This window comes from Chitinophaga sp. RAB17, from assembly GCF_052114225.1.
Classification (GTDB): domain Bacteria; phylum Bacteroidota; class Bacteroidia; order Chitinophagales; family Chitinophagaceae; genus Chitinophaga.
The window spans coordinates 766,078-789,646 of the sequence record NZ_JBFREI010000003.1 but is presented as its reverse complement, the minus strand read 5'-3'; the positions used below and the strand labels follow the sequence as shown (position 1 = coordinate 789,646).

Annotated in this window: 16 protein-coding genes and 2 riboswitches; of the genes, 3 read left to right on the top strand and 13 right to left on the bottom strand. The window is 45.9% G+C overall.

The window, feature by feature from the left end; translation table 11 throughout:
• Positions 1-14: 14 nt before the first annotated feature.
• From AB4Z08_RS14900 to AB4Z08_RS14880, 5 genes are all read right to left on the bottom strand, one after another.
• Entirely contained in the window at positions 15-1,544 is a 1,530-nt protein-coding gene (locus AB4Z08_RS14900; protein ID WP_441574544.1) for a RagB/SusD family nutrient uptake outer membrane protein, read from the bottom strand.
• Positions 1,545-1,563: 19 nt separating this feature from the next.
• Positions 1,564-4,941 carry a TonB-dependent receptor gene (locus AB4Z08_RS14895; protein ID WP_441574543.1) on the bottom strand — a complete coding sequence of 1,126 codons (3,378 nt, stop codon included), beginning with the start codon at positions 4,939-4,941 and terminating at the stop codon, positions 1,564-1,566.
• A 126-nt stretch (positions 4,942-5,067) separates the two neighbouring features.
• A complete protein-coding gene (locus AB4Z08_RS14890) occupies positions 5,068-6,270 on the bottom strand; it encodes a FecR family protein (RefSeq protein ID WP_441574542.1) in 1,203 nt (400 codons plus the stop codon).
• Positions 6,180-6,923, bottom strand: coding sequence for an RNA polymerase sigma factor (locus AB4Z08_RS14885; RefSeq protein ID WP_441574541.1), 744 nt, complete (start codon positions 6,921-6,923; stop codon positions 6,180-6,182). The genes AB4Z08_RS14890 and AB4Z08_RS14885 overlap by 91 nt, the downstream gene beginning before the upstream one ends.
• Before the next feature lie 229 nt (positions 6,924-7,152).
• The gene (locus tag AB4Z08_RS14880) at positions 7,153-8,025 is read right to left on the bottom strand and encodes an SDR family oxidoreductase (RefSeq protein ID WP_441574540.1); all 873 of its coding nucleotides are present in this window, start codon (positions 8,023-8,025) and stop codon (positions 7,153-7,155) included.
• A gap of 143 nt (positions 8,026-8,168) precedes the next feature.
• A riboswitch (cobalamin riboswitch) is annotated at positions 8,169-8,372 on the top strand.
• Between the two features lie 67 nt (positions 8,373-8,439).
• On the opposite strand from AB4Z08_RS14880, the gene metE reads away from it, so the two are divergent.
• Complete coding sequence (metE, locus tag AB4Z08_RS14875; RefSeq protein ID WP_441574539.1) at positions 8,440-10,902, top strand: 5-methyltetrahydropteroyltriglutamate--homocysteine S-methyltransferase; 2,463 nt, start codon at positions 8,440-8,442, stop codon at positions 10,900-10,902.
• Between the two features lie 21 nt (positions 10,903-10,923).
• A complete protein-coding gene (locus AB4Z08_RS14870; protein ID WP_441574538.1) occupies positions 10,924-11,310 on the top strand; it encodes an acyl-CoA thioesterase in 387 nt (128 codons plus the stop codon).
• Positions 11,311-11,369: 59 nt separating this feature from the next.
• Here the strand turns inward: AB4Z08_RS14870 and AB4Z08_RS14865 are convergent, their stop codons facing one another.
• The 7 genes from AB4Z08_RS14865 to AB4Z08_RS14835 form a co-directional block, all read right to left on the bottom strand.
• Complete coding sequence (locus tag AB4Z08_RS14865; protein WP_441574537.1) at positions 11,370-11,945, bottom strand: PIN domain-containing protein; 576 nt, start codon at positions 11,943-11,945, stop codon at positions 11,370-11,372.
• Complete coding sequence (locus tag AB4Z08_RS14860) at positions 11,945-12,400, bottom strand: excisionase family DNA-binding protein (RefSeq protein WP_441574536.1); 456 nt, start codon at positions 12,398-12,400, stop codon at positions 11,945-11,947. The genes AB4Z08_RS14865 and AB4Z08_RS14860 overlap by 1 nt, the downstream gene beginning before the upstream one ends.
• A gap of 294 nt (positions 12,401-12,694) precedes the next feature.
• Complete coding sequence (locus AB4Z08_RS14855; RefSeq protein WP_441574535.1) at positions 12,695-13,639, bottom strand: hypothetical protein; 945 nt, start codon at positions 13,637-13,639, stop codon at positions 12,695-12,697.
• Positions 13,640-13,657: 18 nt separating this feature from the next.
• Positions 13,658-14,809, bottom strand: coding sequence for a DUF5074 domain-containing protein (locus AB4Z08_RS14850; RefSeq protein WP_441574534.1), 1,152 nt, complete (start codon positions 14,807-14,809; stop codon positions 13,658-13,660).
• Positions 14,810-14,820: 11 nt separating this feature from the next.
• On the bottom strand, positions 14,821-16,803 hold the full coding sequence (locus AB4Z08_RS14845) for a TonB-dependent receptor (RefSeq protein ID WP_441574533.1): 1,983 nt from the start codon (positions 16,801-16,803) through the stop codon (positions 14,821-14,823).
• 174 nt (positions 16,804-16,977) lie between these two features.
• Positions 16,978-17,185: riboswitch (cobalamin riboswitch) on the bottom strand.
• A 54-nt stretch (positions 17,186-17,239) separates the two neighbouring features.
• Positions 17,240-18,661, bottom strand: a complete 1,422-nt coding sequence (locus AB4Z08_RS14840; protein WP_441574532.1) for an arabinose isomerase — start codon at positions 18,659-18,661, stop codon at positions 17,240-17,242.
• Between the two features lie 13 nt (positions 18,662-18,674).
• The gene (locus AB4Z08_RS14835) at positions 18,675-21,806 is read right to left on the bottom strand and encodes a glycosyl hydrolase (RefSeq protein WP_441574531.1); all 3,132 of its coding nucleotides are present in this window, start codon (positions 21,804-21,806) and stop codon (positions 18,675-18,677) included.
• Positions 21,807-22,156: 350 nt separating this feature from the next.
• Between AB4Z08_RS14835 and AB4Z08_RS14830 the strand changes: the two genes are divergently transcribed.
• Positions 22,157-23,056, top strand: coding sequence for an AraC family transcriptional regulator (locus tag AB4Z08_RS14830; protein ID WP_441574530.1), 900 nt, complete (start codon positions 22,157-22,159; stop codon positions 23,054-23,056).
• A gap of 30 nt (positions 23,057-23,086) precedes the next feature.
• Here the strand turns inward: AB4Z08_RS14830 and AB4Z08_RS14825 are convergent, their stop codons facing one another.
• Positions 23,087-23,542 (bottom strand): nuclear transport factor 2 family protein, encoded by a 456-nt coding sequence (locus AB4Z08_RS14825; RefSeq protein ID WP_441574529.1) that lies wholly within the window; start codon positions 23,540-23,542, stop codon positions 23,087-23,089.
• Positions 23,543-23,569 lie beyond the last annotated feature (27 nt).

Here is a 23,569-nt window from a genome sequence, read left to right as displayed (position 1 = left end):
GACAGTACCCTTTGTTAATGACGGCGGTCATTATTGTTGAGGGTTTTATTGATATCTATCTGAGCCTGTGGATAAGAAAAATACTTATCTCTTGGCATTGTAATGGTGGCCGTTTTTCCGACAGCGGTAAGATACTTATTTACTACGCTTTGATATTTATCCATGCGGATCAGATCCTGCCTGCGTTTGCATTCAAAGAAGAATTCCCAGCCACGTTCCTGGAGGATGGCATCACGCAATGTTTCTTTGGTGAATGTGCCGGGGGCGCCTAAACCGGTAGCATGAGAGCGGCTTTTTACCTGGTTGATCAGGTCTATAGATTCGCTGTTAGGTCCATTCAGTTCATTCAGCGCTTCCGCTCTGCACAGCAGGATATCTGCATAACGGAGTATCGGGAATACGTGTCCATCGTAGTACGTAGTAGAGCCTTTAGGATCTGCAAATTTTGTAGTGGCTACATCCGGCATGTAATAAAATCCCGGAGGTGGATTGGTTTGTCCCGGAGGGCCCTGTACGTAATGGAGGCCGTCTGTACCGATATAATCATAGTAGAACATTTGTTTACGATCATCATTAGCAGCAAAGGTATTCCAGAAGTACCAGGTTAATGCAAAGTATTGCCATCTGTCTGTTACCACCGGATTGTTGATGGGACCAAAGTGGTTCATGATTTCTACGGCATCATTCAATGGGTCGGCCAATGCGCTGAAGATGCTTTCCTGGCACCATTTATTTTTCTCCGCAAATAATCCGGCGTAGGTAGGGTATAATCCGTAGCCCAGCTTCATGATTTCTGTGGTGAGGTCCAGGGCTTTCTGCCATTGATGTTCACGCATATAGAGTTTACAGAGTAAGGACATGGCAGCGCCTTTGGTAGCACGGCCTATATCGTTGGTGCTGTAGATATCGCTGTTCGTGTAATTAAGCGGTAAATGTTGTGCTGCAAACTCCAGGTCGCTGATGATCAGTTTATTGATATCTGCTACAGGAGTAGTAGCTAAAGGTGCATTATATTCAGGACTCTTTAGATTTTGTGCCACGGTTTCATCTGTTACCAGGATCACGGGGCCGAAGGCATCAGTAAGATCCACGTAGCCCAGTGCGCGCAGGAACTTCAGCTCTGCCACAAACTGGTTTTTCTGTGCATCAGTAATGCTGCTCATCAGTGGAATATAATACATGGATATATTGGCATCTGTAACAAGTTTATACTGATGCTGCCAGGCGAAGGCCAGGTAAGTATTGCTGGAGGCCCACTGGCAATCAGACATCAGCCCCACATCACCTGCAGTACTGGCATGTCCTACATCGGTGGTAAGATCTGAAATGGTTACCTGGAAGCCTGCATAGTACATCCAGGCATCGGATCTGCCACTCGGTTGTTTTAGTCTGGAGTATACTCCGTTTACAGCTGCTTTGGCATCACTGAGCGTGAGGAATGCGTTGGCATCTGTGAGGTAACTGTATACTTTAGGTTCTACGAGCTTCTTACAGGAAGTAGCGCCGAGTAGTAAAGTAGTTAATGCGATATAAGCGTATTTCATTTGTTCCGGAATTTACAGGTTAGAAATTAAATTTAAGCCCCATGGTATAGGTGCGGTAAGCAGGGAAAGCCGTGTAGTCCAATCCGGAAGAAAGGTTGGCATTGTTTCCGCCGCTAAGGCTACCGTTGTTAACACTACTGTTAAGGTTCGTGTTTACCTCAGGGTCTGATCCTGTATATTTGGTAATCGTAAATAAGTTTTGTACAGAGCCATATACCTTAATGCCTTTCAGACTTCTCAGGAAAGTTTTGGCTACGGGGATATTATATCCGAGTGTAATCATTTTGCAACGCAGGTAAGAAGCATTTTCCACAAATTTTGAATTGATCATACCACCGTAGGCGATCACATATCCATCTCTCGGGATATCTGTATTTTCATTGGTAGTCGTCCATCTGTTCAATGCTGCTTTGCCGGGACCGGATTCCAGTACCAGGTTGGTAGCATTGTATAAACTGTAATTCAGTGCGCCCTGCAGGAAGATGTTCAGTTCAAAACCTTTGTAGGCAAAGTTGTTGTTAATCCCGTAAATGTAACGTGGCGTAGCGTGTCCCAGGTAAGTACGGTCATTGGCATCGATGATACCATCGGGTTTACCATCGGGTCCGCTGATATCTTTGAACTTAGGATCACCTGCTTTAGAGTTGGGCTGTTGCGGATGTGCTTCGCCGGTTTTGATGACGCCATCATAGATATAACCATAAAAGGTGCTTAACTCCTGTCCGGGTTCCAGTTTGGTGAAGTCGATAGAACGGCCACCATAGAGGTTTGCGGTTTGTGTAATCACACTTTGACGGCCACCGAGATCCAGGCAGGTTTGTTTGTTGTAGGCAATATTGATTGTAGTATTCCAGGTGAAAGCGTGGTTGATAATGTTTTCTGTGGTAACGGATAATTCAACGCCTTTATTTTCAATTTCAGCAGCGTTTACCGTTTGTACAGCAAAGCCATTCCAGTCGCCGATAGGAATATCAAATATGAGTCGGTTGGTTTTTTTGCGGTAGTAATCTACTGTGGCAGAAATTCGATTGTTAAAGAATCCCATATCTATTCCCGCGTCAAACTGTGCGGTACTTTCCCATTGCAGATCCGGGTTGGGGAGGCGGGTAGCCACGGTACCACCATAGCTGTCGCTTCCTGGTCCCAATGATACTTTAGTGGGGCCGAAGAGGTACATGTAAATGTAATCAGGAATACGATCGTTACCTGTTAGACCATAACCGGCTCTTACTTTCAGGTTAGAGAAGATGTTCAGATTTTTGATGAAATCTTCTTCACCTGCTCTCCAGGCTACAGAGCCGGAAGGGAAGTTTCCGAAGCGGTAGTTGGGACCGAATTTAGAGGATCCGTCTCTGCGGAAAGTAAAGGTAGCGAGGTATTTATCTTTCAGTGAATAGTTTAAACGTCCGTAAGCGGAGGCAATTTTGGAGGGAACATCCAGGCTGGTATTGCTAAGTGGCTCGCTGGCGGCTTCCAGGTTGTGATAAAGGAAAGCGTCTGTACTGAATTTCTGTGCCAGTGTATAGTGTTGGGAGTACATATCAGACTGGTAAGATACCCCTGCCACCACGTTCAAGGAATGTATGGTGTTAAATATTTTTTTATAGGTAAAATAGGCTTCCACCAGGTTACGGGTACGGGATACGTTGTTCAGACTGGCTTTTCCGCCCACTTTTTCGCCATCTACCAGGTCGCGGGGCAGGTAAGTACCTTCCCGGAAGGTAGTATATTCTGTTCCTCCGTTTACACGGAAGTTAAGTCCATTGAGTATTTCGTAGTCCAGGTAAGCATTGATATTTACTTTGTTTTCATAGCGGTCGTTGGTCGGCGCCATTAGCCAGGCCAGCGGATTGTCTCTGCTCCTGTACCGGGCGTAAGAGCCATCCGCATTGTATACGGGAATGGCAGGGGAGGCGGTTAATACACCATACATTACGTTGGAAGGGACAATATTACCATCGTATGTTTTAAAGTTAGTGTAAGAACGGGAGCCATATATGCTGGCGCCGGTTTTGAAGTTTTTGCTGAATTGTCTGTCATAATTCAGGCGTACGGAATATCTTTCGAAAGACGTATTTTTAAGAGCGCCATCCTGTTTAAAGTAGCTGCCAGACAATGATACGCGATCTTCCACGGTACCACCGGCTATATTCAGGTTATGACTTTGCACCATACCTGGGCGGGTGGCTAATTTAAACCAGTCGTTATTGCGGCCGCTGGCCAGGTCTTCTGCCGTATAATAGGCGGGCTGACCTTTTTCAATGGCTTTGGCATTGGTGACCTGCATGTTTTCCAGGCCGGTCATTTTATCATATTCCTTTATAATCCGTTGGGTACCATAGTAGCCGTCATATTGAATAGCGGCCTTACCTGATTTGCCTCTTTTGGTAGTGATCATCACTACACCATTGGCGCCCCTGGCACCATAGATAGCGGTAGAAGAGGCATCTTTTAAGATCTGTATATCATCAATATCATTCGGGTTGATGTCTTTACCTGTTTCAGAAGGAAAACCATCTACCACGTACAATGGTTCGTTAGTGGATTTGATGGAGTTGCCACCGCGGATGCGCACAATGGTTTGTCCGCCGGGAGCGGAGCTCGACTGACTTACCTGTACGCCCGCAGCCCTGCCCTGTATGGCCTGTGCCGCGTTGGAGGTAACACCTCCATTGTTCATCTGGTCACTGGAAATGGAGCTGATGGAGCCGGTGAGATCTTTTCTCTTTGTGGTACCATACCCTACCACCACCACATCGGTGAGGTTGGATACATCATCTTCCAGTACTACTTTAAAAGTGGTGGTGTTGCCATCTATCTTTACAGACCATGGTTTAAAGCCTACCATGGAAAATTCCAGTGTTTCACCTGCGTTGGCAGTAATGCTGAAGCTGCCATCTGCCTTGGTAACAGCGCCATGTCTGGTGCCTTTTACGGTGACTGTAGCACCGGGTAAAGGTTGTCCTTTGGCGGTAGTTACAGTACCATGGATTTCTATGGGAGGAGGTGGTGTGCTGGCCGGTTGAACGGCTGGCTTATTTTTTACGATAATCGCTCCGCCTTCAATGGTGTAGGAGAGTGGCTGGTTGCGCATAAAAATATTCAGGGCATCGCCAACAGGCATATTCTTTACCTCGATGTTAGCTTTGCCGCCTTTCTCCAGTAAGGCTTCATCTGCCAGGATGTTGAGCCCTGTTTGTTTGTTGATTTCCCGGAATACATCTTTGGCGGTGGCATTTTTGAGTGATAGGTTTACCACCTGGTTCTGTGATTTTGCCGCGTTCACCTGCATACCGGTGGCGAGACAAAGCAGGGTCAGTAGTCTACCGACCTTTAGGTGTTTGGTTGAACGCCGGCTCCTATCATACCGGGTACAGGCAACAGTGCTTAATTGCATACTTGTGCTGAGTTTTGATTAGATAAATGATTTGGTTGTTCTATCGACTTTATTCAGTGCTACGTTGGCTTACCCGCCTGCTATTGGTTGATTTGACTATTCACCCGGAAACGGAGGTGCTGTTCACTATTCATCACCTCTGACAATCAGTTTCTTTCCTTCTATTCTATATGAAATATTATTTGCATCCAACATTTTTAATACGTTGACCAGGCTGCTGCTGCGGCTGATCATACCAAAGAATTTTCTTGGTTTTACTTTGCCTTCGTATACGATTTCCAGATCGTACCAATGGGAGAATTGTCGTAATACGGTGGTCAGGTCTGCGCTTTCGAACCGGAAGTAGCCTTCTTTCCAGGCTACAATTTCGTCTGTGTTGATGCCGGCCACGCGTTTTAGAGTTCCATTGGCACTTACCTGCGACTGTTCTCCCGGTGCCAGTTGCATACTGCCTTTGTCACTGTTTATTTTTACGGCTCCTTCCAGCAGGGTGGTGTTGATAGTGGCTTCGTCTGCGTAGGAGTTGATATTAAAGTGTGTGCCCAATACATCTACTGTGATTTGTTTTACCTGGATGCGGAACGGTTTATGTGCATCATGGGCAATTTCAAAGTAGGCTTCTCCGGTGAGTGCAATTTTGCGCTCGTTGCCTGCAAATGTTGCCGGGAAACGGATGGATGAGGAGGCATTAAGCCATATTTTGCTCCCATCGGCGAGTACCAGCGGATAGGTTTCGCCGGCAGCGGTGGTGAGGGTATTATAGAGTGGGGCGCTGGCTTCGCCGTTTGTTTTTTCGTATACCAGTTGTCCGTTTTTCGTCCGGATGGTACTGCTGCCCTGTTGTGCCAGTTGTTGCATGCCTTTCTGGTCGAGTACAATTTTTTCTCCATTGGCCAGGGTGAGTACTGCTTTGTGGCTGTCCGCGGTAGTTTTCGTTTGTGCCGCCTTACTGATGGCTGGTTGGGGTGTGTGCCACTGCTGCAGCAAGAGATACCCTGTCGGAATAGCCATACCAACCAGGATGGCTGCTGCCGCCGCGAGTTTGAATGTACGGATATTTTTTCGTGGCTGGTGGATAGGAATAACGGGAGATGCCTGTATATGCTTTAACAGCTCTTTCCTGACCCTTTCGCCCGGATCGGCAGATGACAATGCCGTTGCGGGCTTTACCTGCCGGAATGAGGTCTGTAATTCATTTAACAGGGTGCGGTTGGAAGTGTCCTGCCGCAGATAGTCCATCAGCTCAATGGCTTCCGTTGGAGTACATATCCGTTGTTGCCATCGGAGGAGCAATTGTTGGTAATAAGCTTCGTTTCTTTCTGTGGACATGTATATACTATCCCGGAAACGACAGGTAGGGTGGGTGGAGGTGAAAATATTTTTTCAGCGGGGTGGGGATCCAGCATCAGACTGGACAAAAAGAAGACCGGGAGCAGGCCATCACTATTGGTATAAAAGAAAAACCGGATGCTTTTCATGGCGAGGACCATATGTTCTTTGACGGTATTCCGGGAAATGCCTAATTCCTGTGCTACCTCTTCATAGCTTTTGCTTTCTTCCCGACATAGCCTGAACACTTTTTGCCGTTGAGGAGGGAGTTGACGGATTGCTTCGTGCAATAATGCCTCGTATTCCTTCCATATCAGTTTGGTATCTGCATCTTCTGTTTGCCGTTGTAATTCCTGCATGACCTGTAGGCGGAGTGCTTCGTCGGCAGTTATTTTCTTTAATGATTTGAATACATGATTTCGGGTAATGCGGTATAAGTAGCCGCTGAAGGACAGTTCAGGATTGATCCGCTCCCTTATCTCCCAAATCTTTATGAATACTTCCTGTAGTGCGTCTTCCGCAAATTCCGGAACATTTATAAAGTGGAGTATGTAGGTATAAAGTGAGGGGTAGTATTGGTTGTATAATGTTATGTAAGCTTCTGCATCCCCTTGCTGCAGTTTCTTCAACAGAACAGCTTCTTCATTGCCCACTGGATTCGTTATTTAAGGCTAAAATAAGAATTTAGCGATAAAATGCAGCGGTTTTTTTTGGGCAGGATTATACTGATTATACTGACTTTTACTTTTTGATTTAAAAGATTAGGGAAGATATAAGCGGATAAATTCGCTAATATCTTCCCTAATCTTTTTAAATCTTCCTAAATCAAAAGCGTAAAAATCAGTATAATCAGTATAATCCTGCCCCAGACAAAATTCGCTCTCAGGCAAACAGTGCTGCATATTCCTGTATAAAGTGGTCAAAATTGCGGGGTGCATGACCTGTCAGCTGCTGCACTGCCGGTGAAATGGCGGCTGCTTCTCCGCGGGCATAGTGGGCATAATCTTCGATGAGGCCTTCTGCCTGCCAGAGGGGAAATCCTGCCTGTAATAAGGCCTGGAGTAACTGATCCGGTGAAACATTCACGTAGGTGATAGTACGTCCCAGCGCGATAGACAGTTTGGTTGCCAATTCCTGGTGTGTGAGGGATTCGGGGCCGGTAATATCATATATTTTGCCTGCATGGCCGGGAGTAGAGAGTGCGGTGGCTGCTATTTCGGCAATATCCCGGATGTCTACCAGGCTAATCGGCGCCTCTCCGGCGGTGGCGAAAAACTTGCCCTGCTGTATGATGGGATCCCGGAAGCCCAGCAGTCCCTGCATAAATAAATTAGGTCGCAGGAAAGTATAGTCTATACCGGATTCGCGGATCTTTTGTTCCACGGCGGCATGATACCGGAGAAAACGTACCGGCGATTGTGGTGCTGCATGCAACTGGGAAAGTTTTACAATATGTTGTACTCCGGCATGGCGTGCAACATCCACGAAATCACTTTGTAACTTTTCGGCTTGCTCAGAAGAGTTTGTGAGCAGGAAAGCTTTTTCTATTCCCTGTAAAGCGCTGGCCACGCTGTCGGGATTATTAAAATCTCCGATCACGGCTTCTGCTCCCGGTAACGCGTGGAGTGCGCGGGCCTGATCGTCTGTAGTTCTTACCATGGCACGGAAAGGAATACCTTGTGCGGATAACTGTTTGGCCAGTGTAGTACCAATGTTGCCGGTGGCGCCTGTAATCAGGATGTTAGCTTGTTTCATTTTTGTTCGTTTTATGATGTAAAACTCACTTTTTGCTACTGCGCCACATTGTAAGAAAACGAAATCCTGCTGTAAAACGGCCGGGAACTTAAATTTGATAGTTGCCGGGATTTATTATCTTCGCCCCCGGTTCTTTACGTATTACAATCGAAGCAAGTAATGGTTCCCGCTGAAAAGCGGGATTAAAAGGGAACTGTGTGTAAATCACAGGCTGTCCCGCAACTGTAAGTTTTGCGCAGATAATTTATCTGCAACTGTTAAACAATATACCACTGTTCCGTTGGAGGAATGGGAAGGTGTTTAACAGTGAAACGAGCCAGGAGACCTGCCTTTATTTCACTTTGACACTGCTTTCGGGGATTGAAGCAGGTCAGGTTTTGGTATGTAGTAATTTTTTAAGAACAGGTACGACAGATGGACGCTTTTTTAAAGGTCCGTCAACCAATGCTGTATGGCATCCGGGATCATGCCTGTAAGAAACAATTACGTACTATCTTCTCCTCTCTTACACTTTCTCCTGTTAAAGCATTGCTATGGTATGTAGAAGAGCGTGAACATCATGTATCACCTTTTAAACAATCAGCAATGATTATCCACAACTTAGGCTATCCGAGGATAGGTAGCCAGCGTGAATTGAAGAAGGCCTGCGAAAGCTACTGGACAGGCAGCATTTCTATTTCTGCCCTACAGGAAGTTGCCGCCGGTATCCGGTTGCAAAACTGGGAACTGCAAAAGCAGGCGGGGATCGACTGGATTCCCTGCAACGATTTTTCCTATTATGACCAGGTACTGGATACCTCGCTGATGACGGGCGCTATACCAGCGAGATACCAGGCCCTCACCGCAAAACAGTTATCTGAAACAGACCTGTTGTTTGCTATGGCCAGAGGTTATCAGTGGGATGGAGATGATATCACCGCCATGGAAATGACGAAATGGTTTGATACCAACTACCACTATATTGTTCCTGAATTTACCGCCAGTCAGGACTTTCACCTGTTTTCCCGCAAAGTGGTGGATCAGTTCCTGGAAGCGAAGAATGCAGGCTATGCTGCCAAACCGGTATTACTGGGCCCCGTTTCCTTCCTGTTACTGGGTAAAGAAAAAGAAGCAGGATTTAACCGGTTATCATTGATAGATAAATTGTTGCCGGTGTACCTGGAAGTGCTTGACCTGTTAACGAAGGCTGGAGCCACTGTGGTACAACTGGATGAGCCCTGCCTGTCACTCAATCTTTCTGCGGAAGCATTACAGGTGCTCAGCGATTCATATGCGCAGATACATGCTGCCTTCCCGCAGTTACATATTGTACTGGCTTCCTATTTTGAATGTTATGGCCAGCACCTGCCGGCAGTACTGGCATTGCCGGTGCAGACACTGCACCTGGACCTGGTACGTTGCCCGGCACAACTGGAAGATGTATTGCAGACAAAGATCGCCAACAGCAAATTGCAACTCTCTCTGGGAGTAGTAGATGGCAGAAATATCTGGAAGAATGACTACACCAAATCATTAGCATTTATACATAGGGCTATTAAAGTTTTAGGGGAAGACAGAATCGCCATTGCGCCTTCCTGCTCTCTCTTACATGTTCCCTGTGACCTGGATTACGAAACAGCGATATCTCCCGAAATAAAAAACTGGATGGCCTTTGCCAAACAGAAGCTGCAGGAATTAAAGGAGCTTCGGGATATTGTAAAAGGAAATACAGCACTACTGGCCGCCAATGAGGACGCAATTCGCAACCGTGCAGCCTCAGGACTTATTCACCGTAAAGCCGTAAAAGACAGGGTCGCTGCATTTACATTGAGTGATGCCAGCAGGAAAAGTGCCTTTACAGTTCGTCAGGCTATACAGCAGGAGCAGTTTGACCTGCCATTATTCCCGACCACTACCATTGGCTCCTTCCCACAAACAGATGATATCCGGCAGTTAAGAGCAAGATTGAAAAAAGGAGAACTGACGGTAGCACAATATGACGCCGCCATAGAAAAGGCAACTATAGAAGTGATCCGCTGGCAGGAAGAAATTGGCCTGGATGTACTCGTGCATGGCGAATTTGAGCGCAACGACATGGTGGAGTATTTTGGCGAACAGTTAGATGGATTCCTGTTTACTAAAAATGGCTGGGTACAGAGTTATGGCAGCCGTTGTGTAAAACCACCGGTTATTTTTGGTGATGTAAGCCGTCCTGCAGATATGACGGTACGCTGGAGCAGCTTTGCACAAGCCAATACCGACAAGCTGATGAAAGGTATGCTCACCGGTCCTGTTACTATTTTACAATGGTCTTTTGTGAGAGATGACCAGCCAAGGTCTACTACCGCTAATCAGATTGCCTGGGCTATACGGGATGAAGTGGTGGCACTGGAAAATGCGGGTATTAAAGTGATACAGATCGATGAACCAGCCATCCGGGAAGGATTACCTTTACGCCGGGAAAACTGGGCGGCGTACCTGGAATGGGCTGTACAGGCATTCCGTATTGCTGCCAGTGGTGTAAAAGATGAAACACAAATTCATACGCATATGTGCTACAGTGAATTTAATGATATCATTAAACACATTGCTGCGATGGATGCTGACGTGATCACGATTGAAACCTCCCGGTCACAAATGGAATTACTGGATGCCTTCGCGGATTTCAAATATCCGAATGAAATTGGCCCGGGCGTATATGATATACATTCACCCAGACAACCTTCTGCAGAAGAAATGATTTCGTTGCTGGAAAAGGCAGTGGAAGCATTGCCGGCAAGGAATCTGTGGGTGAATCCTGACTGTGGATTAAAAACGCGTAAATGGCCGGAAACCAAAGTAGCTTTAACGAATATGGTAAAAGCTGCTGTGGTGATGAGAGAAAAGGCTGCTTTGTAAAAACATAAAAACGGAACGATTATGACTATGGAGGAAAAGATTCTTCACTCGGAGACAAGAATATTCAAAGCGGTATTTCCCAGTACTACCAACCACTACGATACACTTTTCGGAGGCACCGCGATGTCGCTGATGGATGAAGTAGCATTTATTACTGCTACCCGTTTTGCGCGTAAAAAAATGGTGACGGTATCATCCGGGCAAATAGATTTTACCCGGCCTATTCCTGCCGGTACCATTGTGGAGTTGATCGGCAAGGTAACGGAAGTAGGCAATACCAGCCTGAAAGTATTGGTAGAACTGTATATCGAAGAAATGTATTCGGACAGCCGGGAGAAGGCTATTTCAGGCACTTTCAGCCTGGTAGCGATAGGAGATGATAAGCATCCCGTACCGGTAAATAGTTAGTCGGAAAGTGGAAAGGCGTCTCATGCAAAATATGAGACGTCTTTTTATATTTAGATCATCTAAAGCTTCAGCAAAGACTTTATTATGCCCACACTGCTCTTTAGTCCACACCTTTCAAGGGAAGCAAGCACCTGGCTGGCTGACAGCGGTGGATTTTTTAATCTGCTCACCTGTGCATGGAATGCGTCAAGCACCCTGTTTTTATCCAACGAGAGCAGATGTTTGATGAATTTGTCAGGTGTCTGCCCTTCAATATGATGCAGCTTCAGGTATTTTGGAGGGAAGTGTTTCATGTTATTAGTAACAATGACCTTCGCCTCACCTTTGATGGCGGCAGCCAGTACATGTCTGTCGCCCTTATCTGGTAATACTATATCAGCGATAAGAGATTCATAAGAAGATATAGCCGCATCCGGGAATGCCCTGTCCATGGCGATCTGGGCACTTTTGAGACTTTTGTGTGCAATGTTGGGGCTGTTTATTAACAGGTTTCTCATCCACTCCTCCTGTATCTGGTTTGTCCATTTCGGTTGATATAGTTTAACAGCTGCCAGATTTAATAAGATATCCCGCACGGAAGCCGGGTACAACACATTCGCATCCAGCACAGCTACCAATCCAGTTGAATTGATCATTAGTATCCCATATTAAGTTCCTGCGCCTGTTTCGCTAAAAAATTCAGCTTGCTGTTTCGGTTTTTTTGTAGCTTTTTATCATATGCAATAATGTCGTTTAGCAGAATTCTTCGATGGGTGCCAGCCTTGGTAAATGGAATTTCTCCTTTATTTAGAAGACTTACTACATGTGGTCTCGATACGTTTAAAAGGTCAGCCGCCTGTTGGGTGCTAATTTCTGCATCACTGGAAAACATGGTGATTGACTTTCCATCTGCCATATTATCGAGTATCGCGTAAAATAATTTAAACGCTTTCGCAGGAATCTCTAATGTTTTCTTTTTATTATCTATTCTGATCGCGATACTTTTATTTCTGGTGCCAAATATTTCTTTAGAAAATTCATGCATTTCATCAATAAGAAATCTGGCTATCTGCTGATCTTTTTTGGTGGTTTTCTCTATGATGGCTTCCATTACGCTGTTTGTTTTGTTTATATCCAAATATACGTAAACGAAATAAACGAAACAATAACTATTGCAAGAATAATTAGTAAATGGTTGATTATTAATTAATTGCTTTTTATTGTGAGTTTTCTGAAAAATGAATTTTTATTGAGATTCACGAATATAAGATCACAATTTTAGGGGGATAATCTATGGATTCCCGTTATGATAATTAAATAACTGGATGTAAAATATTGTTAGCAAAAAAGAAGCCATCCCATTATTCCGGGATGACTTCTCTTACAATAGGAGTATGGTATGCTGTTATTTTAAGTTCAGATCTCTTACGCCCAACACTTCCGTGGATATTTCGCCCAGCCAGCCAGCTTCTGCACGTTGACTGGTATGTACTTTAATGAAGTTGATACCTGTCAGTTTAACTGGTGTACCTTTTTTATCTACCGCCCAGTCCAGCTTTATTTTTGCATCGTTATCATCATTGAGAGCATTATCTGCGTAGCCCCAAGAAAATGCAGGACATACAAAATAAGGCGACTCGGGATCACTGGAGGTGTTTTTGATATTGCTATCAGTCAGCCGTGTGCCGGTGAAAGTAATGCTATCGCCTTTCCACTGAGGGTAGTAAGGCTGGTCATGGAATGTATTCCTGGAAATGTATCCGCTTTGTCCCTGGTTGTCTTTCCATTTAATGTAAGTATTGTCGCTGGTATACGGATCCGCAGGATCAGTAGTGCGCACTTTATTTTCATCTGGTTTATAGTAGGTGATCTGGTAGTTTTTAATGGTTTTAGAGCTATTATACTCAGATCCGGCAATTTCATACCATTCATCATCCGGCAGGCCGTTTTTATTGGCATCTACTGAAACAGAGATCACGCCTGGTTCTGCGAAATTGTTAAATGCGTTGCCCAATACGATGAAAGAATATTCGCCGGGTACATTTTTGATGGTATGATCAAAGCCCATTACTACGAAGCCTCCAAAACCACCGAGGGAAATCATGTCTTCTTTGGCGAGGGCTGTCAGTGCATAATCAGCCATTTTTTTTGCATCATCACCTGTTTTCCATACAGGAAGGCCATTGGTGAATTGGCCGGGTGCGGGGAAATATTCAAATACTTTTGTAACCTTGTTTAGAAAGGGGCCGGTTGGTTCCGGATCTGGTGTCACTACTTCATCTTTGCTCTTGGAGCAGCTGCTGATGATTAAAGTCAGCATCATACCTGCGAGTAGAAATTTTCTTTTCATAATATAAAATTAGTGTGATTATTTACTGGATTTTACGAACACCATATGTCCCGGAATATCTCCGGTGATGGCAGACCATTTCTTTTTTCCTGTTTTATCAAAGCAGTATAAAGTGCCGGAGGAAACATAGTCTTTAGCGTCTGTTACAAAAATTTCTTTGGTGGCAGGGTTGACGATAACGCCATAGGGCATTTTGATAGATTTCTCTGTACCGTCGGTGATAAAATTGGTGTTGAGTAATGTTTCCGTTTTTACATTGATCATGTTATAGCTGATGACCCATTTGCCGGTGTTATAGCTAAACTCTGAGCCATAGACATAAGCGGTATCACCGGAGATAAAGAGATTGCTGGCGCCTATGTCGAATGTTTTCTTTACCTCATCTTTTTTGGTGTCGATCACAAATAGTTTAGAGGGTGTTTTCCGGTAATCACCACGGGAGGTCACGTATATATCGCCATCGCTATCTGCCTTCACGCGATCGAGGTTAATGGCTACGTCAATTTTTTTAGTTTCGGTGAAGGTGAGCAGGTCAATTACTGATACGGTGCGGTCATAATTGGGTACGCGGTAACCGCCTGAATTGGCCACATATAACTTGTTACCTACTACCGCCATTTCCTCCGGCTGATAACCTACTATTACCTTACGGGTAACTTGCAGGGTGCTGGTATCTACTTCTGCCACAAAGCCGATAGGGGCATTGGCTTCTATTTTTACAGGTCCCGCGTAAGAGCTGACATAGGCTTTACCATTAGCGAAAGTAATATAGCGGCAGTTGAGAATATCAATTCTTCCCAGGCTTTTGGTATTGGCAACATTCATCACTTCTACCTTATTGGATACGTTGATAACAGCGTATAGTTTGCTGCCGTAGATCTGTACATCATTGCCTACATCTCCCAGTTCTTTCACTACTGTAGGATTTCTTTCTGCGAAGATGTTTTTCTTGTAAATGCCGGTGGTATAGTCAAAATAGTCAAGGCTGGCTTTATTGCTGCCCATGTTTCCTTCATTCAGCATATACATGCCTGCATATGGTGCATCCGGCTCCGGAGTTGTTACGGGGACGAGTTCCGAAGGCACAATGGTCGAATCTTTTCTGCAGCTGCTGATAACCAAACCAATGGCTGCCAGCAATAAGTACGTATTTTTTACTTGTTTCGTCATAACATTTCTGATTAAATATTAACCGCTACAATGAAGCGGCAGTTTCTGCCCGGCATGGGGTAGCTTTGTATCACTTCGTAAAACTGATTGGCCAGGTTGTTCACCTGTGCTGTAACGTGAACGCGGGTACGTTTATAGTTAAATTGTTTGCCAAAGGAAATATCGCTGGTATACCATGCAGGTACATAGTTGGCTGGTATATTGTTCTTGGCGTTATATCTTTCTCCTGTATAAATGAAACTGTAATTCGCTTCCCAGCCTTTATAATCGGCGCTCACTATGAGTGTGCCGCTGTGGCGGGGGATGTAGGCAATCTGATCGCCATAGAACCCTTCGGTGGGGTCGGTGAAATCCCGTGCCTCCTGGAAAGTATAGGTCGCTTTTAACAGGATATCCACCTGCTTTTTGATTTGCCAGCCGGCATTTGCTTTTACGTCTACGCCCTTAATTTTTACTTTGCCGAGGTTCATCATGGTCCATATAAACTGATTTTGCCCAGGTACCGCTACAATCTTATCTGTAACTTCATTATAGTATGCATCTATTTCCAGACCAGCTATACTGAGCAGTTTATCTGTGAATGTTTTATTCCAGGTAATGCCTGCATCATATTGTGTGGCGAATTCTGGTTTCAGAAAGCGGTTACCGATTTCTGTATAATAAAGATCGTTGAACGTAGGCATGCGGAAGATGCGTTTATAAAAGGTCCGCAGGTGCCAATCAGGTGTTGGGAAAGGTTGCCAGGATGCAAAAACTGCAGGAGTAAATTTTTGCTGATATGGGGCAGCAGCATTTTGTTTTACGGTTTCATTCACAAAAGTACCGAGTATGCTGGCCTGTGCGCTGAATCGTTTAAAGTTCACGGCGGAAGCTCCTGCGACCAACGTGGTATACCTGGTAGGATAACTAAATTCCTGCAGGTTGGCATCCAGCTTATTCCATTGCAAATCGCCGGAAAGGGAGATGGTCCACCAGGTAGTAAGCGCATATTGATTTGCCATAGAAAAATACATTTCGTACTGGCGATAGTAATTGTCTACCGGAAACTGTGCCGTGTCGCTGGTTTTATAATGGGTATAATCATATGCATACTTGCCATTGAGGAGGATGCTGTACCGTTTGGTAATTTCTTTACGGAAAGAGGACTGGATAAACAGGCTGCGATCCCAGAGGCGGTCGACATGCCCGTATACATTGTTGACAATAAAACCCGGTAGGCCTCTTTCGGAATTATAATAATATATTTTAGTGTTCCATTCGCCTCCTTTCATAACGCCATTGAGTCCGCCCTCCAGCCGTACCGCATTTACATCGCTGTTTCTACGGTAGTCGCTTGTGTCGTATAGCTTGGTGCCTCCTTGTTTATCGTATTTAGCATAGGTGTATTTATACCGTCCGGTAGCGCTGGTCCACTCGCTGCTGAAGGAGGCAGATATTTTATCACTGATTTTTTGTTGCCAGAGCAGGGAAGGATTGAACAAGCCAAAGGAGCCTGTTTTAACAGTCGCTCTCACATGTGTTTTTTCACCCGGAGCGAATTTAGGTTTGAGAGAAGTAAGATAGATAGAGCCGGCAGATCCGAAGTCTTTGGCCGGTTGAAAGATGTTGCTTTTTTGTCCGTTATACAGGGCGATTTCTTCCATGTTGTCCAGGGAAAATTTCCCCAGATCTACCTGTCCGTTTTGGGCGTTGCCGAGTTCAATGCCATCATAGAATACACCGGTATGGTTGGAGCCCATACTGCGGATATCCACTGTTTTCAGGCCTCCTATGCCACCATAATCTTTGATCTGCACTCCGGAGAAGAAGCGGATAGCATCCCCCACAGAATGGCTGCCCAGTCTGCTGAGTTGTTTTTCGTCCATTTTCTGCCCCGGGCTTACTTCGCTGCCGGTTCGCTGCGCGGTAACGGACACCTCCCGGAGATCTTTGGTGGTAATCGTATCTGCCTGCTGTGCTTTAATGGTTGTTGCCGGCCAGATGATGAAGACCATAACATACAAGCATACCTTAGTCAGTGAACAGGCTTGTTCAGTGAAACGCATAATTTTAAACCTGTTAATATTCCATCAACAGCCTTCGACAGGAGAAAAAATAATTAGGAAAGCGCACGGGTACAGGAACATCCTGTAGCTTGCATTTATCCCTAAGCTTCATTCCACGAAAGCTCAAAAATCAGTTGTATGGCAGGTATTCTGACTTATCTCTGCTTTCGGCGACCTTCCCATTGAATGATCAACAGTGGCCTTGAGTGGTGTTGCCTTAGCATTGTATGAGACTTACAGCAGCGGGACTGTCCGGGATTTTCACCCATGTTCCCTTTTAATTATTCATGCCCGGAGTGGACATGGATAAACCATAACGGAGCAAAAGTAGGCTATTATTCTGTTGATTCAAAACGAAAGGGGGCGAGGGGTTGTATATGCTTCGTTAGCATACTTTTACGGTAGCAATGTCCAGTATATTTCCCAGCTTTTCAATTTTCGCGGCTATATGCCCGATGCCAATGGCGCAGTGATGCGCAGGGCCTTCTTTACTCCAGTTGTTGACAAACGTTTTTACATCCAGTGAAAACCGGTACCGGCTATTGGTATTACCGATCTTCAAAATAGGGCCCGGCACCGAATCGCCTTCTGCCACCAGCAATTTTAATTTGCCGTTGTGGGTTTCTACTACAGATAGTAAAGTGACCGGGCCATGTTTTACTTTCATTTCAATAGACAAGCCCTTACCGGGTTTGCCGTGGTATACACCTAATGGTTTCAGCAGGGGCCGGCCTTCGGCAATTGCCAGGTGACCGGGACCATCATGTCCCATGAGAATAATGCCAGCGTTAAAATCCAGGCCATAGAATTCTGTGAAGGAGCCACCTGCCTGGAAAAGGTCGAGGATCTTCATGGCCTGTGCGTTCTTTACTTCATATTCACCCGCTACGGGTACCTGGTGAGCGGTGAGTAAGGAGTTGCCGGTGATAACGGAAGCAATCAGATCTTCATATTCGCCATCGGGAGTGCCTTCGTAATAATAACAGAGGGAGCCCAGCTGATGGTGCGCCACCATTTTATCCAGTGCCACCGCAGTATGGGCGGCGCGTACAATCTCCTGTGGCGGGCATTCCTCCAGTACTTCCATTTCCTGGTGGATCTGTTGTATTTTATGTTCTATTTCGGCGGGTGTTACCTGTTGGTGAAAGGCGGCGAGGTCGCACATTTCAAGATGTTGGATATGTCCGCCAAAGGTAGTTGCCTGCAGGGTAAGGTCAGAATAGATGTCCAGCATACCGTTATAGTAATGGCCTAATACACCGAGACGGTTGTTCCGCATGCCGGCGGCTACTGCGGCAGCTTCTTTCCAGTCGGCTATTTCCTGCCATGCTTCCACATCGTTCAGCGTGCCGGTTACCTGGTAAAAAGGAATGCCGGCACGGTTAAATACGTTGGCGATTTCCGGAACGGCGCATGCCTGGCAGTTGGCGAGCCATTCCCCGGTCATGAGGCCCCTGTCGCCCAATCCGTTGAACCACTCGTAATCGATGGCCGCCACTGGCTGCAGGTTGAGGATCACTACCGGTACTTTGGCTTTTTGCACTACCGGCAATACGGTGGCCGATAGTGCATAAGTAGATACATACAAAAAGATGATGCTGACATCGTTGGTTTTAAAAAGGGTAGCTGCTGCTCTGGCACTTTCTACCGAATCTACCAGGCCCGCATCCAGTACTACAACGGCATCACTCTCCAGTTGCCTCGCTATTTGGAGCTGATAGGATTCCAGTCTTTCCTTTAATCCTTCAAACTGCGACCAATAGGTGGCCAGTCCAATTCCAAATAGTCCCACTTTAATAGCTGTCATATCCTTCCTTTATTTAGTGCCGGGCACGTTGTTCAATGTCAAAATCAGTCATCATACCGTAGTCATAGGTGTCATAGGCATTTCCGCGGGGATGCTGTTTTACGTTTCCGAAATGCCAGGGCGACACTATTCCTGGTTGAGGTTTATTGTGATGGGGTCCGAGCGTGTTTTTTAAACTACCGGTGATGATCACTTCCACGGTATTGTCACCCTCCCGCATATACGAAGAGATGTCGGCGGTATAAGGAGGAATATCTATAACCCCTGCGGCTTTACCATTTACTTTTATAGCAGCGGCAGTACCTTTCCATTCTTTTAGTCTTACCTGGTAGTTGGTGCCGGCTGAGCTGTGGAAATGTTTCGTATAGGCTACACTGTGACCATACAAAGGCATGCCCATGTTCCGCCAGCTGCCCGGTGAAAGCGGGGCAGCTTTGGCAATTTCCCAGCCTTTAGCCACGGGTGTGAGGTTGAAATTTCCGATGATATATACTGGTTCTATCTCTGCAAAAACACGCATGGGAGCAGCGATTATTTCCAGTTGGTTTTCTCCGGCTTTACTATTGCTGATGTCGTACACGGCAAAGTCTTTATCCAGCCACCAGCCGCCTTTTACAGGTGTCAGCAGTTTCCCGTTTAATTTTACTTTCCATATATCCGGTCTTTCTACTACTGCCTGCATGTGACTCCTGTCTGCGCCATTGATGGTGAAATGATATACGGCGTTCACCTTGCTACCGGGAGGGAAAGTATCCCGCTGTATAATGTTTCGTTTGTATTGTACGGAGGTATTCCAGGGATTGCCGTTACGGAATCCGTAATGTTTGAACGCAAGGTCTGCTGCTTTCAGCACATGTATATCATTGTAGGTGCTGTCGCCGATGTGGAGGTCGCAGAAATCGATGTTGAGTACATTGGGCGAAAGGCGCTGAATACTCAGAGGGGTGGCTTTTACAGGCGTGCCGGACCAGGGCGCCGTGTAGGCGGTGCCGTTATGCATGGGTTGATCACCTGCAAATAACAGTATACTGCCGGCTGGTGGCAGGTCATAGTGAATAGTAAGATAGCCGTTATCTGCGGTAGCCGGATAATCCAGGATGCGGCCGGTGTGCAGGTCCATCAGTACAACATCTTTGCCTTTTATCCGTACCTGTCCGGTGGCATTTTCATGTACACTGGCATTAGAGAGGAATAACAGTTGTCCGTCATCTATGCGGCGGCGGTGATGATAGAGATCGCCCTGTGTGGTATCTATCTCCGGAAAACTGATCACGGGAGAAGGAATATATTGTTGTATCACCGATTGGGTCAGTTCCCGTATATGCGTAACTGTTGGTTGCAGCAACCATTTGTCAAGGGCGGCATTGGATGTGCCATCAATATATTGCAGCTTTTCAAATACCAGTACTTTTCCACCGCTGGAGGTGTATTGTTGCAGTAGCTGAAAGGTGCTGCTGTCGAGGTTTTCCATGCCTGGTGGAATGATGACGGTATGATAGGCGCGTTCTCCTATTATGAATTGATCCTGCAATATTTTACCATGATCCCGGATAATATTTTCAGCGCCCAGATCATATTCGGTCTGGGCTTTTTCCATGCGCGTAATGAATGCCTGGAACTGGTTGCCAATTGCTGTGATCCGCGGATTGGATCTGTCGTAATTAAAATACATCCAGGCGCTGGTGGTAGGCTCCAGTATGAGTACATCGTTTTGTTGTTGTCCCCTGGAGAGGGCAAGCGATAAGCGGGCGAAGTACTGGTTTTGCTGCGTATAGTAAGGCCACATCGGGTTCTGATAAGAGAATGATTGTGGATAATCATATTTGCGCGCGCCGGTGAGTGTCATGGTCGCGAGGTGTTGATTCAGGGTGTTGATGCCAAGTGCATATTCCCAGTCGCCCAGTCGCTTCATGTCCATCAGGGTGAGTTCCCATCCGCCACCACCATAGGTTTCACAGAGCGTTCTTTTTTTGCCGAGTTGATTGGCTACACTGGCCAGCTCTTTTACGGAGCGGATATTCCCGAATTGTGCATTCGGGCTTTGCTCATTAAACTGGTTAAAGAGCATGTCAATGGCTGGGCGCTGATGCCATGCGTACATGGCCATATTGTCGGGACCACTATTGGGGTTGGGCCATCCATGCTCCCAGTAGTGGCCGGTCCACTGCAATCCTTTTTGCTCCGTATAGGCGTGCATAGGTTTTGACCAGCGATCAATAAAGAGCTGTAGTAATGTTTGAAAATAGTGGTGTCTTGTTTTTCTCCATTCACCGGTTTCTTCGAATAGTTCAGGTAAATGTGGCGCCAGGTCATAGCCCCATGTTGCCCGGAAGTGGGAGAAGAGATCTGGTGTCCAGCGGATATTGCCGCCGCCTTGTACTTCTATATTAGGTTCATCTGAAAAAATGCCGGGTACTGTTTTACCAAAGTCGGCGCCTACACTTTTTTCATAACCTTTCATGGTGACTTCAATAAATTTCTCAGTAACCCCAGGCGCCATCAGGTCTACATAGGAGTAGCCTCCATACCAGTCGGACTTATGGTAATAAGCTTTGCTGAAGCCATAGTAGTTACCTTTCTTACCTTTTTCTGCGGCTTGTTTGCCGGTGATGTCTTCAAATTGTCCACCTGCTTCTTTCAGGCAGATAAAATATCGTGTGTCCGTTTCCGGTAGTTGGTTTATTTTTTCCAGATGCAACATCTGTCCCTGGTTATACGAAGAGGGCATTTCAGCGGGAACATGCCCACCTGCAAAACCGCTGGGGTAAGAGTTTTCATCATATATCCATACATCCAGTCCCAGTTGTTTTCCTTTTTTTACAGCATAGCTCCACATATCAAACCAATCGTTCGAGAGGTACTCCGTTACGAGGCCGGGCCGTGGATGTACAAACACGCCGCCAAAGCCGTGACTTTTAAATCCGGCCATCATGGAGTCGATAACGGGACGTGTTACTTTGGTGTTCCATACCCACAGCGGGGCGCTGCCGAATTGTTTATCGGGTGATACAAACTGTTGTTGCAGAAAACGAAAACTATGTTCTCCGGGAGGCGGTGACTTTATACCAGTTGTCCAGGAAAGCAGGAGGAAGAAACTGGCGGCTATAACGGGTAACCAAAGACTACGAAGTAATTTCAGGTACATAAGTATACGTTTAAACCAGGGAGCGTTTCTCTGGTAATAAGCTGATGATTTTTCTACAACGTGTATTGCGGCAGTGATGGAGCAGCAACGGTACAAATCTATTCAGAAAGTAAGCGAATGGGGTGCTGGATCTGGCTTAAAAAGTACGTTTTTTGACACAATCGGCAGAGTAGGTACTTTAGGTAGCTGTTTTTGGTTGTATTCTCCCGTATGGCTGTACAATAAAGGGAAAAGAATGCCTGTACTCCGGAGGAAGGGAAATTTACACAGATGGAATTACCCCGATTATCATTATTTTTGATTCAGTTGTATCCACTGCTTATTCCATCGCATGAAACGCTGTTTGTACCATGAAAAAATACCAGGATTCACCTATTAAGTATTTGACGGTTAATGAAGATGATATCAACTGGGGACTTACTGTTACTACAGTTGGCTACCAGTCGGTATTGCCTGACAGCAGGTATCCGTCGAAAGATCATCCTTCCCGTTATTGGTTCAATCCTGATACCGGTCGTATTTTACAGGAATACCAGTTGATCTATATTACCCGTGGGGCCGGTCAGTTCAGCTCCCGGCAGCTGAAAAATGAAGTCGTTGAAGAAGGCACTATGCTGCTGCTTTTTCCGGGTGAATGGCATAGCTACCGGCCTAAAACAGACAGTGGCTGGGACACGTACTGGATAGGCTTCAAGGGGGCGGTGGCAGATCAGATTATCCGGCATAATTTCTTTGACAGGGAGGCGCCGTTGCATCATATTGGATTTAATGAGCAGTTACTGGATCTTTTTAAGCAGGTGATAGCGTTGGCCACGGAAGAGCGTGCGGGTTTTCAACAGGCTATATCCGGTATTGCCATGCACATGCTGGGGACGGTATACTTCACCACAAAAAATAATCAGTTCCAGGATAGAGAGATTGTTACAAAAATTGAGAAAGCGAGACTGCTGATGCGGGAGCATCCGGATGGCAGTATTTCGCCGGAAGAGCTGGCGCGAAGGCTGAATATGGGTTACTCCTGGTTCCGGCGTATGTTTAAGCAATACACAGGTTTGTCGCCTACCCAATACCAGCAGCAGATCAGGTTACAACAGGCAAAGGACCTGCTGGTGAGTTCCGGGAAAACGATCAAAGCAATTGCCTATGAGTTGAACTTTGATTCGGCCAATTATTTCACGGCTTTCTTTAAACAAAAGGCTGGTTTTACACCAGCCGTATTTCGTAAAAAAAGTCGTAAACCGGTATCGTGAGGCAGTCCGATTTATATACCGGTGTTTAAATTATTTACCGGGTTCTTCTGCGCAATCATCTTTGCGCCTGGTATCAATCACGTACTGTATTTTCCATACGCCATCCAATTGTACCATTTGAAAGGAGTTTACGCCGCAATGGTTAAACTGTTGTTTAAAATAAAAGCGATAAGGAGTCCATACGGATGCCAGTGTGCCATCTATATGAATCTGATCAAACACAATCCGTTCGTCTGCCGCATTCGGGGGAAGTTGACCAATGTGGCCTGCAAATTCATCGATGGCTATTGTTTGCAGGGGTTTGTCTTTGGATACAGATTGCAGCCGGGCACCTGGTGCAAAACAAGCTTTGATAGCCACGCTGTCTGCGTTCCGCATGGCGGTAAAGAGTTGATTGATGGACGCTTTGATCGCATCTGTGGGTGTTTGTGCATGCACAAATGCAGGAATCATGATAAACAGGGTGAGGTAGAATAGCCGATGCATTTTTTTTTGTACTAAGATAATGCTTTT

Bases quoted from the DNA above. Each gene is read 5' to 3' on its own strand.
- AB4Z08_RS14900 (WP_441574544.1), bottom strand. From the start codon at position 1,544: ATGAAATACGCTTATATCGCATTAACTACTTTACTACTCGGCGCTACT.
- AB4Z08_RS14895 (WP_441574543.1), bottom strand. From the start codon at position 4,941: ATGCAATTAAGCACTGTTGCCTGTACCCGGTATGATAGGAGCCGGCGT.
- AB4Z08_RS14890 (WP_441574542.1), bottom strand. From the start codon at position 6,270: ATGTCCACAGAAAGAAACGAAGCTTATTACCAACAATTGCTCCTCCGA.
- AB4Z08_RS14880 (WP_441574540.1), bottom strand. From the start codon at position 8,025: ATGAAACAAGCTAACATCCTGATTACAGGCGCCACCGGCAACATTGGT.
- metE (WP_441574539.1), top strand. From the start codon at position 8,440: ATGGACGCTTTTTTAAAGGTCCGTCAACCAATGCTGTATGGCATCCGG.
- AB4Z08_RS14870 (WP_441574538.1), top strand. From the start codon at position 10,924: ATGACTATGGAGGAAAAGATTCTTCACTCGGAGACAAGAATATTCAAA.
- AB4Z08_RS14865 (WP_441574537.1), bottom strand. From the start codon at position 11,945: ATGATCAATTCAACTGGATTGGTAGCTGTGCTGGATGCGAATGTGTTG.
- AB4Z08_RS14860 (WP_441574536.1), bottom strand. From the start codon at position 12,400: ATGGAAGCCATCATAGAGAAAACCACCAAAAAAGATCAGCAGATAGCC.
- AB4Z08_RS14855 (WP_441574535.1), bottom strand. From the start codon at position 13,639: ATGAAAAGAAAATTTCTACTCGCAGGTATGATGCTGACTTTAATCATC.
- AB4Z08_RS14850 (WP_441574534.1), bottom strand. From the start codon at position 14,809: ATGACGAAACAAGTAAAAAATACGTACTTATTGCTGGCAGCCATTGGT.
- AB4Z08_RS14845 (WP_441574533.1), bottom strand. From the start codon at position 16,803: ATGGTCTTCATCATCTGGCCGGCAACAACCATTAAAGCACAGCAGGCA.
- AB4Z08_RS14840 (WP_441574532.1), bottom strand. From the start codon at position 18,661: ATGACAGCTATTAAAGTGGGACTATTTGGAATTGGACTGGCCACCTAT.
- AB4Z08_RS14835 (WP_441574531.1), bottom strand. From the start codon at position 21,806: ATGTACCTGAAATTACTTCGTAGTCTTTGGTTACCCGTTATAGCCGCC.
- AB4Z08_RS14830 (WP_441574530.1), top strand. From the start codon at position 22,157: ATGAAAAAATACCAGGATTCACCTATTAAGTATTTGACGGTTAATGAA.
- AB4Z08_RS14825 (WP_441574529.1), bottom strand. From the start codon at position 23,542: ATGCATCGGCTATTCTACCTCACCCTGTTTATCATGATTCCTGCATTT.